At 72.0% G+C, this 13648-nt stretch carries 14 protein-coding genes; 4 read left to right on the top strand and 10 right to left on the bottom strand.

Annotation, left to right across the window (positions count from 1 at the left end; genetic code table 11):
* Position 1 precedes the first annotated feature (1 nt).
* Positions 2-466, bottom strand: coding sequence for a pyridoxamine 5'-phosphate oxidase family protein (locus JIAGA_RS32505; RefSeq protein WP_051426528.1), 465 nt, complete (start codon positions 464-466; stop codon positions 2-4).
* The gene (locus tag JIAGA_RS32500; RefSeq protein ID WP_051426527.1) at positions 459-1490 is read right to left on the bottom strand and encodes a helix-turn-helix transcriptional regulator; all 1032 of its coding nucleotides are present in this window, start codon (positions 1488-1490) and stop codon (positions 459-461) included. Before JIAGA_RS32500 ends, JIAGA_RS32505 begins: the two co-directional genes overlap by 8 nt.
* Positions 1491-1546: 56 nt before the next feature.
* Here JIAGA_RS32500 and JIAGA_RS0126040 point away from each other — a divergent pair, with 56 nt between their 5' ends.
* Positions 1547-2098: a mycothiol transferase gene (locus JIAGA_RS0126040; RefSeq protein WP_245597241.1), complete on the top strand. Its 552-nt coding sequence runs from the start codon at positions 1547-1549 to the stop codon at positions 2096-2098.
* 307 nt (positions 2099-2405) lie between these two features.
* On the opposite strand, the gene JIAGA_RS0126030 is transcribed toward JIAGA_RS0126040, so the two are convergent.
* From JIAGA_RS0126030 to JIAGA_RS32490, 5 genes are all read right to left on the bottom strand, one after another.
* Positions 2406-4523, bottom strand: a complete 2118-nt coding sequence (locus JIAGA_RS0126030; RefSeq protein WP_026877924.1) for an MMPL family transporter — start codon at positions 4521-4523, stop codon at positions 2406-2408.
* 140 nt (positions 4524-4663) lie between these two features.
* Entirely contained in the window at positions 4664-5356 is a 693-nt protein-coding gene (locus JIAGA_RS0126025; RefSeq protein WP_157553530.1) for a response regulator, read from the bottom strand.
* A gap of 3 nt (positions 5357-5359) precedes the next feature.
* On the bottom strand, positions 5360-6508 hold the full coding sequence (locus tag JIAGA_RS32495) for a sensor histidine kinase (RefSeq protein WP_051426526.1): 1149 nt from the start codon (positions 6506-6508) through the stop codon (positions 5360-5362).
* 108 nt (positions 6509-6616) lie between these two features.
* Positions 6617-7084, bottom strand: a complete 468-nt coding sequence (locus tag JIAGA_RS0126015; RefSeq protein WP_026877922.1) for an MSMEG_6728 family protein — start codon at positions 7082-7084, stop codon at positions 6617-6619.
* A gap of 1 nt (position 7085) precedes the next feature.
* A complete protein-coding gene (locus JIAGA_RS32490; protein WP_051426525.1) occupies positions 7086-7574 on the bottom strand; it encodes a hypothetical protein in 489 nt (162 codons plus the stop codon).
* Between the two features lie 79 nt (positions 7575-7653).
* On the opposite strand from JIAGA_RS32490, the gene JIAGA_RS0126005 reads away from it, so the two are divergent.
* The gene (locus JIAGA_RS0126005; protein WP_211239857.1) at positions 7654-9162 is read left to right on the top strand and encodes an MFS transporter; all 1509 of its coding nucleotides are present in this window, start codon (positions 7654-7656) and stop codon (positions 9160-9162) included.
* Positions 9163-9227: 65 nt separating this feature from the next.
* Positions 9228-10889 carry a DUF885 domain-containing protein gene (locus tag JIAGA_RS0126000; protein WP_026877920.1) on the top strand — a complete coding sequence of 554 codons (1662 nt, stop codon included), beginning with the start codon at positions 9228-9230 and terminating at the stop codon, positions 10887-10889.
* Positions 10890-10935: 46 nt separating this feature from the next.
* Here JIAGA_RS0126000 and JIAGA_RS32485 read toward each other — a convergent pair whose 3' ends face one another.
* The 3 genes from JIAGA_RS32485 to JIAGA_RS32480 all read right to left on the bottom strand — a co-directional run bounded on the left by JIAGA_RS32485 (position 10936) and on the right by JIAGA_RS32480 (position 12285).
* Positions 10936-11286 carry a PIN domain-containing protein gene (locus JIAGA_RS32485; RefSeq protein ID WP_211239856.1) on the bottom strand — a complete coding sequence of 117 codons (351 nt, stop codon included), beginning with the start codon at positions 11284-11286 and terminating at the stop codon, positions 10936-10938.
* 64 nt (positions 11287-11350) lie between these two features.
* Entirely contained in the window at positions 11351-11572 is a 222-nt protein-coding gene (locus JIAGA_RS0125990; RefSeq protein ID WP_026877919.1) for a type II toxin-antitoxin system VapB family antitoxin, read from the bottom strand.
* A gap of 50 nt (positions 11573-11622) precedes the next feature.
* Positions 11623-12285, bottom strand: a complete 663-nt coding sequence (locus JIAGA_RS32480) for a DNA methyltransferase (protein ID WP_051426524.1) — start codon at positions 12283-12285, stop codon at positions 11623-11625.
* Between the two features lie 74 nt (positions 12286-12359).
* On the opposite strand from JIAGA_RS32480, the gene JIAGA_RS0125980 reads away from it, so the two are divergent.
* Positions 12360-13613, top strand: coding sequence for a D-arabinono-1,4-lactone oxidase (locus JIAGA_RS0125980; RefSeq protein WP_026877918.1), 1254 nt, complete (start codon positions 12360-12362; stop codon positions 13611-13613).
* Positions 13614-13648 lie beyond the last annotated feature (35 nt).

Here is a 13648-nt window from a genome sequence, read left to right as displayed (position 1 = left end):
GCTACAGCGTCACCTCGACGCGCTTGTCGCCGGCGCCCAGGACGTGCGTCACCTTCGCCGTGGCCCGGTACAGGCGGTGCGGTGCCGGCTCGGTCACGTCGGTGACCTGCCACGGGGGCTGCTTCCACACCAGCGAACGGTCGTTGAAGACGGCGAGGGCCGCGGTGCGGTCCGCGGCCGGCACTTCCTCCGCGACGGCTTCCAGGTACACGGCGGTGGCCTGGCTGGACGGGAGGGTGGAGTCGAAGATGACGATGCCGACCGCCGCAGTGGTGTCGATGTTCTGGGAGTGCCGGGTGCCGGGCCGCGACACCCAGAAGAACGTCCGATAGTCGTCGTGCGCGAACCAGACCGGGGTGGCCCACGGCTGCCCGTTCGGGTCCACGGTGGCGAGGGTCAGGTAGGCGTTGGCGTCGACGATGCGCCGCGCCACGTCCGCGGGGTGCGGCGTGGTGGTCTCACTCATCGGGTGCTCCTGTCGTGTGGTCCGAGGGTTCGGGTGCGGCCGAGGTTGCCGGTGCCGACGGCGTCAGCGGCCCGTCGGCGGCTGCGAGCAGCCGTTCGCCGACGGCCCGCGCCGCCGCTCGGAGCTCCGGGCCGTGGACGATCCGGAACGGTACCGGCAGGGCGGCCAGCTGTTCGGCGTACCAGTGCGGGTTGCTGGTGCTGCCGGTGAGCCGCGTCGTGTTCTCGTCGGTCGGCTCCAGCGTCCCGAGGGTGCTTCGCACGCATGGCCGCACCGTCTCCAGTGGGCCCTCGATGACCACCTCGGCGTCGTACTCCCAGCCGCGAGCGAGGTGCGTCTCCAACGCCGCGACGGCGTCGAGGTCACGCGGCGGTGTGAACGACGACGGCAGCACGTCCACCGCGGTGACCCGGTCGATGCGGTACGCCCGCTGCGCCTGAGCCCGATGCGACCAGCACAGTAGGTACCACCGCCCGTGCCGGACCACCACCGCCCACGGGTCGACGTCGGTGGTCCATTCGGATCCGGCCTCGGAGCGGTAGTCCAGCCGGACGGCGTGACGCTCGGCGCTCGCCTGCACGAGGGTGGTGGCCGTCGACGGGTCGGGCCGCGCGGCGGCGCGGTCCGGAGCGGGAGCCGCGGACCGGCGCATCGTCGCCGCCTGGGTGGCGACCGGTTCGGGTAGAGAGCGCAGTAGTTTGCCCAGGGCGCTGCCGACCGGGCCGGCGGCATCGGCGGCGTCGTGGTGACCGTCGAGCACTGCCATGACCAGGCCGAGCACTTCGGAGGCGGTGAACATCAACGGCGGCAGCCGGACGCCACGGCCCACGCGGAACCCGCCGTGCTGTCCGCGGGCGGCTTCGATGGGTACGCCGGCCTCGCGCAGGATGCCGACATATCGGCGCGCAGCGCGCTCGGATACGCCGAGCTTGTCGGCCAGCCGCTGCGCGGTGACACCGGGGCTGCCCTGGATCAGCTCGAGGGCCACCAGCGCACGCGCCGTCGGGCTCGTGTCGATCGTCACCAAGAATCCCGGAATCCGGAAGTAGAACGTCCGGAATCGACTCTAGCGTTGGCGTCATGGACATGAAAGACATGACCGTGATCCAGGAGTCGGTGGCCGGCGACGAGGTCGAGATGCTGATGTTCGCCCTGGACCGCGCCCGCGCCCAGTTCGCCTGGAAGTGTGGCGGGCTGGACGCGGCCGGCCTGAACACCCGCCTGCCGCCGTCCACCATGACGTTGGGTGGGCTGCTCAAGCATGCCGCGCTCGCCGAGGACATGCGCATCGCCGAGTTCCTGACCGGGGACCCGATGCCGTCTCCGTGGAAGCAGGAGAACTTCGACGCCGATCCCGACGGGGAATGGCATTCGGCGGCCGACGACACCCCGGAGGCGCTGTACGCCCTGTGGCTGGGCTCGGTGGAGCGCTCCCGCGCCGCCTGGGCGCGGGTGCTCGCCGAGGGCGGCCTCGATCAGCCGTCCATCTTCACCGACGGCGACGGCCGGCATCCCAACCTGCGACGGGTCCTGGTGGACGCGGTCGAGCACTACATCCGGCACGCCGGCCACGCCGACCTGCTGCGCGAAGCGGTCGACGGACTGGTCGGCGAGGACCCGCCGCAACCGTGACGGCGGCTTCCAACGCGCCGATCCCGGCCGAGCGGGTGACCGTCGTCCCGGCGCACTAGGCGTCCTGGGACGACCTGCAGGCCGTCTTCGGCACCGCCGGCTACGCGGCCCTGTCCCGGTGCCAGCGGCTCAAGATCGCCGGCTGGATTTGACGCGACAGCACGTTCGAGGAGCGGGTCCCACCCCGCGGCGGGTGGTCATGCGCATCGAGTTCGACTCGGGACCGCGTGTCGGGTCCACGGGCACGCGCCGGCTCCGCGAGGTCTCGGACCCCGCGGAGCCGGCATGACGGCGTCGGCCGGCGGCGTCAGCCGATCGGCTCGCGGACCGGCACCGGCGCGACCTCGGCGACGGTGGACGGCGGCGGCGTCTCCTCCGACAGCGCGATCCGGTCGTGTATCCGGCGCAGCGGCCGCGGCAGCCACCAGTTGCGGGCGCCCAGCAGCGTCATCGTCGCCGGGACCAGGAACATCCGGACCACCACCGCGTCCAGGGCGATGGCCAGCACCAGGCCGAGCCCGATCGCCTTGATCGGTGCGAACCCGCCGACGATGAACCCGGCGAAGACCACCCCGATGACCAGCGCCGCTGCCGTGACGATGCCGCCGGTACGCTGCAGGCCCTCGGCCACCGACCCGGAGGCGCCCGCTCCGGCCAGCCAGCGCTCCCGGATACGGGACAGCAGGAACACCTCGTAGTCGACCGAGAGACCGAACGCGATGGCGCCGACCAGGATCGGGACGGTCAGGTGCAGGTAGCCCAGGCCGTCGGCGCCGACCAGCCCGGCGAGGTTGCCGTGCTGGAACACCCACACGACCACGCCCAGGGCGGCACCGATGCTGAGCAGGTTGGTCAGGATCGCCTTGATCGGCAGCAGGATCGAGCCGGTGAAGGCGAACAGCAGGACCAGCGTGCCCAGCGCCACGATCGTGATCGCCCACGGCAGCCGCTCGCCGAGCATGGAGGTGTAGTCGACCAGCATGGCGGTGTCGCCGGTGACCTGGAGGTCGAACGGGGCGTCCAGATCGCGGATGGCCCGGACGACGTCCTGCGCGGCGTCGCCTTCGACGGAGCCGGACGGCTCGACATCGAGACCGGTCAGTCCGTCGGTGAGTGGCGTCACTTCGATCGTGGCCACCCCGGGCAGGTCGGCGATCGAGTCGCGAAGCGTGGCGACGGCCGGGTCGCCGGCCGGTGCGTCCGCGACGACCTCGATGTCGCCCAGCCAGCGGGCCTGCTCCGGGAAGTGGGTGCCCAGGCCGTCCCAGAGCTGCCGGGTCTGCGTCGACGTCGGCAGCATCCGCGGGTCGCCCTGCGAGATGTGCATGTCCGCGACCGGCGCGGCCAGCGTGACCAGCGCGGCACCGGTGACCGCCAGGGTCAGCACCGGCCGGCGCTGGACCAGCCGCGCCACCCGGGCGAACACACCGTCACCCGTCCGGACACGAGCCGGCGAGACACGGTGGCCGAACCGGCCCAGCAGTGCGGGCAGCAGCGTCAGCGCTGCGGCCATGTCGATCAGCACCACGGCCGCACCTGCCAGCCCCATCGAGCGCAGGAACGGGTCGGGGAAGACGACCAGCCCGGCCAACGCGACCGCGACGGTGAGGCCGGAGAACACCACGGTTCGCCCCGCGGTGGCCACGGTCCGGGTCACCGCCGTCGCCACGTCGGTGACCGCCCGCCGCTCCTCGCGGAACCGGCTGACCATCAGCAGCGCGTAGTCGACGGCCAGTCCGACCGCGAGCATCGTGGTGATCTGGACGGCGTACACCGACACGTCGGAGACGAGGCTGAACGCGTAGAGAACACCGAACGTGCCGCCGACGCCGACGCCGGCCACCAGCAGCGGGAGTCCGGCCGCGAGGAACCCGCCGAACACGATGAGCAGCAGGATCAGCACGACCGGCATGCTCAGCAACTCGGCGCGCGCGACGTCCTCCTGGGCCTGTTCGCCGAACTCGGCTTCGGACAGCGGACCGCCGGCGACGGTGACCGCGCCGGCGTCCACGTCGGCGAGCCGGTCCGCGGCGTCCTCCGCGGCGTCCTCCTGGGTGTCGCCCGGCGTCAGCGCGACCTCGATCAGGTAGGCCTCGCCGGTGGCCGGCGACGGCAGCGGATCGCTGACGTCGGCGATGCCGGGCAGCGTCCGGACGTCCGCGACCGCCGCTGTGACCTGCTCGCGCAGCTCCGGGTCGTCGACCGACCCGGTGACGATGGCGGTGATGGTGTCCGGCTGCGGTGCGACCTCCTCCAGCCGCTGCTCGGCCCGCATCGACTCGCTGCCGCTCACCGTGCCGACATCGGAGATCAGGCGCCCGAACACGCCTGTGCCGATGCCGAAGCCGACGGCCACGACGGCGACCCAGGCGAGCACGACGACGTACGGCCGGCGGATCGTGAACCCTGAGATCCAGCGGAACATGACTGCCTCCCATCGAGGATCTGTTGACTGCCTCGATGGTTCTCCTCGGACCCCCTCCGGCGGATCGCCGCGAAGAGCGGACTACAAGACCACTCCCGCGGGTGGTGCTCTCGTTCTCAGGAGTGAGGGCGCCCAGCCGCTCAGGTGTGCGGCTCGCCCGGCTGGACCAGCCCGGACTCGTAGGCCAGCACCACGGCCTGCACTCGGTCGCGCAGCTGCAGCTTGCTGAGCACGCTGCTGACGTGCGTCTTCACGGTGTGTTCGGTGACGAACAGCTCGGCGGCGATCTCGGCATTGGACAGCCCGCGTGCGACCTGGCGCAGCGTCTCCGTCTCACGAGCGGTGAGTGCGTCGAGCCGGCGGTCGTCCCGGCGGGGCGCTGTGCCGGAGCCGGTCGCCGTCCGGGACCGGCCGACGACGTCCGCGATCAGCCGGCGGGTGACCGACGGGGCCAACAGGGCGTCGCCGCCCGCCACCACGCGGACCGCGTCGACGAGCTCGTCGCGGCGCATGTCCTTGAGCAGGAACCCGCTGGCACCGGCCCGCAACGCGTCGTAGACGTACTCGTCGATGTCGAACGTGGTGAGGACCAGCACCTTGGCGGCGGTGTCGCGGCAGATCGCCGTGGTGGCCTCGATACCGTCGACGTCGGGCATCCGCACATCCATGAGGACGACGTCCGGGCGCAGCTCGGCGGCCATCCGGATCGCCTGGGCGCCGTCCGCGGCCTCACCGACGACGACGAGGTCCGGTTGCGCGCCGAGGATCATCGAGAAACCGTCGCGCACCAGGGCTTGGTCGTCGGCGATCAGCACGCGGATGGGTTCGGGCACGGGTCAATCTAAGGGCACGGTGGCCATCACGCGAAAGCCCGTACCGTCCGGGCCGGGCCCGACGTCGAGACTGCCACCGGCCGCGGCCACCCGTTCGCGCATCCCGGTCAGACCGTGTCCGCCGCGGTTCGGCCCGGGCGACGAGGCCTGTCCGGGGCCCCGTCCGTCGTCGGTGACCTCCAGTCGCAGCGCGCCGGCCGACCACGTGAACCGGACGTCGACGCGGTCGGCCGCGGCGTGCTTGACGGCGTTGGTGAGCGACTCCTGGACGATGCGGTAGACGGTGGCGGCGAGGTCCGGCGGCAACGGCCGCGGCCGCCCGTCCTGGGTGAAGCCGGCCGCCAGGCCGGCGGACCGGACCCTCTCGATCAACCCGGGCACGGCGTCGATACCCGGCGGTGGCTCCCGCTCCGCCTCGTCGGCTCGCAGCACCCCCAGTGTGCGGCGCAACTGGGACAGTGCATCGCGGGAGGTGGCGGCGATGGTGTCGAACATGGCGGCGGCCTTGTCGGGGTCGCTGCGCACCACCACCGGTCCGGCCTCCGCCTGGACGGCGACCAGGCTCATCGCGTGGGCCAGGATATCGTGCATCTCGCGGGCGATGCGCTGGCGCTCCCGCACCGCCGCGGTCTCCTGTTCGCGGGTGAGCCGCAGCTCGCGCTCCTCCAGCAGTTCGATCCGGTTGCGGCGGGCCCGCGCGGAGGTGCCGAGCGCGTACGCGACGGCGAACAGGATGCCCACGACGCCGAGATTGAGCGCCTCGTCCCGCGGCACCAGGATCGACACCGTGATGCCCGCGATGGTCGCGGCCGCCGCGATCAGCCGCTTCATCGGCGGCGACAAGGCGGCGAACGTGTATGTGGCCACCAGCTGAGCGGCCGGCACATCGCTGAGCACGTCCGTCATCGCCAACCAGGTGGTCGTGGTCCCGGTGATGGCGGCGACCGCGAACGGATACCGCCGCCGCCACAGCAGCGGCAGCACGTTGAGGCCGGCCGCCGCCGGCACCCACCAGGTGAGGCGGTCGGCGACCCCGGCGTCGGCCAGGACGTAGAGCCAGCATGCGGCGACGATCGCGGCGTCGACGACGATCGCGGGCAGCTCCCGTGTGCGCTCCGCCAGCCGCCTGCCGGCCTCGCCGATTCGCGTCATCGCTCAAGTATCGAGCTCCGGCCGGGCCGGGGTCTTCACTCTCGAGAGCGATCTGCTGTCAGCGGTGTGATCACGGCGCGCCAGTCGTCGCCACAGCAGCACGAAGCCCTATCGGGGCCGGTCGGAGGCTGGCCAGACGTAGGGCAGATCGGGCGGGACGTCGGTGAACCATCGGCCGTAGTGGCCGGGATCCTTGCGCAGCAGCGCGGACCGGTGGGACCGGTGGAACTCCCGGCCGCCGAGCCAGGGCGGCAGCTCGCCGGCCGCGGCGAGCTCGGGCTGGGTACGCGCCGTCGTGAGGCCGGTGGCGGCCGCCAGGTCGGTCGCGATGGTCGCGGCGCAGGTGTCGCGGTGGCCGAGCGATCGCCAGTGCGCGCAGACGGTCAGGCCGTAGCGGGCCAGCGCCTCCTCGTACCCGGCCCACATGTGTGCTGCCGGATGGTGCCGCCAGCCGTAGCCGGGCCAGGTGATCGCCCTCAGCAGCTGCAACGCCTCCACCCGTTGCCGGCCGAGCCGCCGCTGGTCCAAGACCCGGGCAGAGGCCGTGAAGTCCGGGTAGGGCAGGAACGTCTGCACGTCAGGACGGTGCTGTCCTGTCGGTCGCCGGGCGGCCGGAACCGGCCGCCGGCTCGTCCGGTACCGCTTCGTGTCCAGGCTCGCCCGGCGTGCGGCGGCGGCGCTTGAGTTCCACCTCGTGCAGGTGCCGACGGCCACCGACGAGGTCCCGCCCGGCCCGTTCGAGGTCGCGGAACGGCTGGTAGTAGGTGTCGTCGTACTCCTCGACCACCTGGAACGTCCAGCGGCCCGGTAGGACGTTGCGGCCGACCAGCTCGCGCTCGAGCCGGTCCCCGAACTCGTGGTGGCCGGCCGCCCGCAGCGCGTCGACAGCGTCACCGAGCGTGAAGTCCGCGGAACCGGTCAGCTGGTGGAAGGCGTAGAGGTACCCGCGGGCAACCTCCACCGTCTCCAGCGCCTCGGTGAGCTTGCCGACCGCATCGACGGTGGCCGGGTCGACGCCGTCGGGAGCGGTGGGGAGGCCGTCGGCCGATGCTGGCTGATGCGTCATGTCCCCAGCGATACCCGGTCGCGGCGAAAGCAGACCGGAACTTGACCTCAAGCATGGTTGAGATTACATCCTCGGTGCCGTGACCGAGACCCCGCCTGATACCTCGCCCGTGTCCGAACGCGCCGGCAGCCGAACCTGGGCCGGCCTAGCCGTACTCTGCGTCGTAGCGCTGCTCGCCTCCCTCGAGCTGACCGTCACGCACCTGGCACTGCCGGCCATCGGAGCCGATCTCGCCCCTAGCGGTGCACAGTTGCTATGGATCGTCGACGTCTATGCATTCCTGTTGGCCGGCTCGATGCTGGCGATGGGTTCCCTCGGTGACCGCATCGGCAGGCGGCGACTGCTGATGATCGGGTCCGCCGCGTACGGCGTTGCGTCAGTGGTAGCCGCCTACGCACCCACCGCCGAGGCACTGATCGCCGTCCGGGCGCTGCTCGGCGTCGCCGGCGCCACCCTCATGCCGTCGACGCTCTCGCTGACGGCGACGATGTTCCGCGACGCCCGGCAACGCGCGGTCGCCGTCGGCATCGTCATCGCGAGCGTGTCCGGCGGCACCGCCATCGGTCCGCTCGTCGGTGGTGCGTTGCTCGAGCGCTACTGGTGGGGCTCGGTCTTCCTGCTCGGGGTGCCGGTGATGGTGCTCATCCTCGTGCTCGGTCCGGCCCTGCTGCCGGAGTACCGTCCCGCCGCTGTCGGACGGCTCGACCTCGCCAGCGTCGTGCTGTCGCTGGGGGCCGTCCTGCTCCTGGTCTACGGGCTGAAGGAGATCGCCGCCCACGGCATGGGGGTGACACCGTTGATCGCGGTCGTGGCCGGGCTGGCGATCGGCCTGGCGTTCCTGCGCAGGCAACGCTCGCTGGCCGACCCCGTCGTCGATGTGACCCTGTTCCGCGCGCCCGGGTTCGCCGTCGCCGTGGCCACCCTGGCGGTGGGGATCTTCGTGCTCTGGGGCGCGAACTACTACATCGCCCAGCACCTGCAACTGGTCCGCGGCCTGTCTCCGCTGGACGCGGGGCTGTACACAGCGCCGTCGGCGCTCGGGGTGATCGCCGGGTCGCTGTTGGCACCGCGGCTGGTGCGACGGATCCGGCCCGGGGTCGTCATCGGGACCGGTTTGGCGGTGTCGGCGGTGGGGTTCGCGGTGTTGACCCAGCTGAGGGCGGACTCCGGGCTGGGCCTGCTGGTAACCGGCTCGGTGATCGTCTCGGCGGGGCTCGGCCCCATGATGGCACTCGCCACCGACCAGGTCGTCGGCGCGGCACCACCACACCGGGCCGGCGCGGCGGCTGCGTTGTCGTCCATGGCACCACAGCTGGGCGGTGCGCTCGGCATCGCTGTCCTCGGCAGCATCGTCGCCGCGGTGTACCGCGGTGAACTGGCCGGCCATCCGGTGCCCGAGGGTGCGCGCGAGACCCTGGGCGAGGCGGTCGCCGCCGCCGGCGAACTTCCGGCCGCCGAGGGTGCCGCGATGCTGGCGGCGGCGCGGGACGCGTTCGTGTCCGGCATCGGTGTGGCGGCGACGGTGAGCGCGGTGCTCGCGGCGGTACTCGCAGTGCTGGTGGCCGCGCGGCCGCGGCGGCGTGCCTGAGCGGTCGCCATGTCGGTCGGGACCGATACGGTCGTGGCACGTGGCCGACTCACGTGGGAGACCGCATGACCATCGCTCAGCTTGCCGACGACGTCCTGGACGCCATGCTCGACGTCGCTCCCGTCGAGGCGTCGCTGCTGGGAGTCCGCGACCGCGAGGATCGGTTGCCCGACTACAGCGAGGAGGGTGAGGACGCGGCCGACCGCCGCTTCGCCGAACTCCACGCCGCGGCGCGAGCGGTCGACCCGGCCGGTCTCGACGCGGCCGACCAGGTCACCCGCTCCGTGGTGCTCCAGCAGCTGGAGATCGAGCGGGACCAGCTGGCCGCCCGCGGTGTCGAGTACACGGTCACCGACTCGTTCTTCGCTCCCGCCATCGGCATGCTCTCGGAGTTGCCGATGATCGGTATCACCGAGCAGGCGCACGCCGACGGCTACCTGACTCGGCTGGCCGGCCTGCCGGCGCTGTTCAGCGCGATCGCCGAGCGGCACCGCGCCGGCATCGCCGCCGGCCGGCTGCCCGTGCGCCGGCTTGCCGAGGCGATGGTCCGCCACTTCGACCGGTACCTCGCCGACCCACTGCGCCGACCCGACCCGGCGCCCGGTAGCGGTGTCGACGTCGCCGCGTTCCGGGCCGAGCGCGAGCGGCTGCTCGCCGACGTCGTCTACCCGGCCGTGGGCCGCTACCGCGACGCACTGGCCGCCGACGTCGTCCCGCACGGCCGCCCCGACGACCGCCCGGGTCTGTCCTGGCTGCCCGGCGGGGACGACTATTACGCCCGGCTGGTCCGTGGCTACACCACCACCCGGCGTACCCCGGACGAGCTGCACCAGACCGGGCTCGACGTGCTCGCCGGCCTGACCGACGAGTACGCGCAGGCCGGCGCCCGGGCGTTCGGCACCGGCGACCTCGGGGAGATCTTCGGCCGGTTGCGCACCGATCCCTCCCTGCGCTGGAGGAACGGCGACGAACTGCTGGCGGCCGCCCGTTCGGCCATCCAGCGTGCCGAGCAGGTGGCGCCGCGGTGGTTCGGCCGGTTGCCCGCGCAGAGCTGCGTCGTGGAGGCGGTGCCCGCGGCCGAGGCTCCCGGCGCTCCGGGCGCCTACTACATGCAGCCGGCACTGGACGGCAGCCGTCCGGGCACCTACTTCGCGAACACCTACGAGGCCGACAAGCGCGATCGCTACGCGGCCGAGGCTGTCGCGTTCCACGAGGGCGTGCCCGGCCACCACTTCCAGCTCACCATTGCCCAGGAGCTGACCGACCTGCCGCTGCTGCGCCGGCTGGCCGGCACCACCGCCTACATCGAAGGCTGGGGCCTCTACTCCGAGCGACTGGCCGACGAGATGGGCCTGTACTCCGACGACGTCGCCCGCCTCGGCATGCTCAGCGAGGACTCCCTGCGCGCCTGCCGGCTCGTGGTCGACACCGGGCTGCACGCGAAGGGCTGGAGCCGGCAGCAGGCAGTCGACTTCATGGTCGCCAACACCGCCACCAGTCAGGTCGAGATCGAGACCGAGGTCGACCGCTACATCTCCGCGCCCGGGCAGGCGCTCGCGTACATGGTGGGCCGGCTGGAGATCCAGCGCATCCGCGCCGCCGCGGAGGCCACCCTGGGTGCCCGCTTCGACATCCGGGCCTTCCACGACGTGGTGCTCGGCGGTGGCGCGCTGCCGCTGGGCGTCCTCGACGAGGTCGTGCGCGCCTGGGCGGATGCGCCGGTCTGATGTGAACGGGGCGTCGGAGACGGCACCTGACCGCAACACCTCGGCGCTAACCGGCCGGGATGTCGTGAACGCGTCGCTGGCGCACATCCGGCAGGTGCGCGGCCGCGGCGACGAAATCCCCATCGTCGTGCAGGACCACCAGGCCGTGTTTGGTGGCCGTGGCGCAGCTCAACAGGTCGACGAGCGACAGTGACTGGTGGGCGCCCTTCCGCAGCATTCGGTACTGAGCCGCCTCGATCCACCGCCAGGCGTCCTTGGGCGTCGAGACCTCGGGATAGAGGTCGTCGAACATCGCGGACATCTGGTCGTACTCGTCGACGTTGCGGGCGGAGCGGCGGAACTCCGAGCGTTGTGCCGCGCACGAGCCGACTGCGCCGCTCGTGACTACCTCGGCCACGACGAACGGAGCTCATCGGAGCACAGGATGCGCCAGAGCGCCGAGGAATCGATGAGGTACCGGATCACGCGCCGGGGCCTTTGTCGGCCTGGCGGCGAGACCTCCAGCCCTCCTCGTCCCAGCCTGCTGCGAGTGCGGCGTACGTTTCGAGCGCCTCGATACGGCGGTGGCGAGCCGCGTACTCGCGCAGCGCGGTGTTGACGGTTTCCTTCTTCGTCTTCGCGCCGGACAGCCGCATCGCCTCGGCGAGCACGTCGTCGTCGATGTCGATCTGGGTGACGGACATAGGGGGCCTCCGGTGTGGCTGATTTACGACACCAACCTAGGTCACCAACATCAGCCGGGAGAGTCGTCGATGCGCTGGTAGATGAGGCAATAGTCACCCGTCAGCCACTCCGGCTGCTGGTCCCAGCACAGGATCGTCTCCTGCCGGAACGTGAGGTGCTCGGCGATCAGCTGCCCCAGGTCCCAGGCCAGCAGTGTGGCCACGCCGTCGTCGACCATGTTGCCGACGTTGACGACCAGGTGGCCGCGTGGCCGGAGCAGCTTGGCCACCTGGCGGAACACGTCATCCAGCTCGGCCAGATAGCTCTGGTAGTCGCCGTCGACGGTCTCGTATCCGGTCAGCGGGTTCTCCGGGTGGTCCGCACGGCTCATGTAGGGCGGCGACGTCAGGCAGAGGTCCACCGGCCGGTCGACCAGCCCCGCCACCTGCCGCGCGTCGCCGGTGATGACGTCACCGCGGCCGTCCAGGCGGCGGCGGACCAGGTCCGCCCGGTCCGGCAGCAGCTCGATCCCCAGGCCGTGCCGGCCCATCCGCTCGGCCACCACCAGCGTGGTGCCGAACCCGGCGAACGGGTCGAGCACCACCTGGCCCGGCAGCGAGTACTCGGCGATGACCGTCTCGGCCAGGTTCTGGGTGAAGTGGACGTCCTCGTCGGCGTCGGGGGACCGCTCGGTCTCCAGGTCGACACTCCATTGCTGCAGCCACGGCCTCATCTGCTCATCTTGCTCGACGCTGCCGGACCGTGCCCGCTCCACCCCTGGATCGGGGCCGCCGTACGCTGCTGGCTGTGAGCGCACCGCGGACGAACTGGGCCGGCAACATCACCTACGGCGCGCGGCGCGTCCACACGCCGGCCAGCGTCGACGAGCTGCGCGAGGTTGTCGCCGGAAGCAGCCGGATCCGGGCGCTGGGCAGCCGGCATTCGTTCAGCGAGGTGGCCGACACGGACGGTGACCTCGTCTCGCTCGCGGGGCTGCCGCACACCGTCGAGGTCGACGACGCCGCCGCCAGGGTCACCGTGGCCGCCGGCATGCGGTACGGCGACCTGTGCCGCCCGTTGCACGAGCAGGGCTGGGCGCTGCACAACCTCGGTTCGCTTCCGCACATCTCCGTCGCCGGTGCCGTCGCCACCGCGACCCACGGCTCCGGTGACGAGCTCGGGAACCTGGCCGCTGCGGTCGCCGCCCTGCAGCTGGTGACCGCCGACGGCGACCTGGTCACGCTGCGCCGCGGCGACGACGACTTCGCCGGCGCCGTCGTCGGGCTGGGCGCCCTGGGTATCGTCGCCGGGATGACGCTGGATGTGGTGCCGGCGTTCGACGTGCGCCAGGAGGTGTACGAGGGCCTGTCCCGCGAGACGCTGGAGAAGCGGTTCGACGAGATCTTCGCCACCGCCTACAGCGTCAGCGTCTTCACCGACTGGTCCGCGCCCACCGTCCGTTCCTGGGTGAAGCGGCGGGTCAGCGAGCCCGACGGTTGGGCTCCCGACCCGACCTGGATGGACGCCCGGCTGGCCGACGGGCCGCGGCACCCGGTGCCCGGCATGCCCGCGGTCAACTGCACGGCGCAGCTGGGCGTGGCCGGACCGTGGTACGACCGGCTGCCGCATTTCCGCCTCGATTTCACGCCGAGCAGCGGCGAGGAGCTGCAGTCGGAGTACCTGGTCCCGCGGGCGGTCGCGGCCGACGCGCTGCGGGCACTGGGCGGCGTCGCGGACCGGATCGCGCCGGTGCTACAGATCTGCGAGATCCGGACGGTCGCCGCCGACGACCTCTGGCTCAGCCCCGCCTACGGCCAGGACGTCGTCGGCTTCCACTTCACCTGGGTGCGCGACTCGGCCGCGGTCCTGCCGGTCCTGCCGCTGATGGAGCGCGAACTGGCGCCGTTCGGCGCCCGGCCGCACTGGGGCAAGCTCTTCACCGTCGACCCCGAGCGGCTGCCCGAGCTGTTCTCGCGGCTGACGGACTTCCGCCGGCTGCGCGACCGGTACGACCCGCAGGGCACGTTCGGCAACGCGTTCGTCGACCGGCATGTGGGTTAGCGGGGAACCGGTCCACGTCGAGCGGCGTCGAAACG

The sequence above is a fragment of the Jiangella gansuensis DSM 44835 genome (genome assembly GCF_000515395.1).
In the GTDB taxonomy this organism is placed as follows: Bacteria; Actinomycetota; Actinomycetes; order Jiangellales; family Jiangellaceae; genus Jiangella; species Jiangella gansuensis.
This window is presented reverse-complemented; position numbering and strand designations above follow the sequence as displayed.

Bases quoted from the DNA above. Each gene is read 5' to 3' on its own strand.
- JIAGA_RS0126000 (WP_026877920.1), top strand. From the start codon at position 9,228: ATGACCATCGCTCAGCTTGCCGACGACGTCCTGGACGCCATGCTCGAC.
- JIAGA_RS32505 (WP_051426528.1), bottom strand. From the start codon at position 466: ATGAGTGAGACCACCACGCCGCACCCCGCGGACGTGGCGCGGCGCATC.
- JIAGA_RS32480 (WP_051426524.1), bottom strand. From the start codon at position 12,285: ATGAGGCCGTGGCTGCAGCAATGGAGTGTCGACCTGGAGACCGAGCGG.
- JIAGA_RS0126040 (WP_245597241.1), top strand. From the start codon at position 1,547: ATGGACATGAAAGACATGACCGTGATCCAGGAGTCGGTGGCCGGCGAC.
- JIAGA_RS0125990 (WP_026877919.1), bottom strand. From the start codon at position 11,572: ATGTCCGTCACCCAGATCGACATCGACGACGACGTGCTCGCCGAGGCG.
- JIAGA_RS0126030 (WP_026877924.1), bottom strand. From the start codon at position 4,523: ATGTTCCGCTGGATCTCAGGGTTCACGATCCGCCGGCCGTACGTCGTC.
- JIAGA_RS32495 (WP_051426526.1), bottom strand. From the start codon at position 6,508: ATGACGCGAATCGGCGAGGCCGGCAGGCGGCTGGCGGAGCGCACACGG.
- JIAGA_RS32490 (WP_051426525.1), bottom strand. From the start codon at position 7,574: ATGACGCATCAGCCAGCATCGGCCGACGGCCTCCCCACCGCTCCCGAC.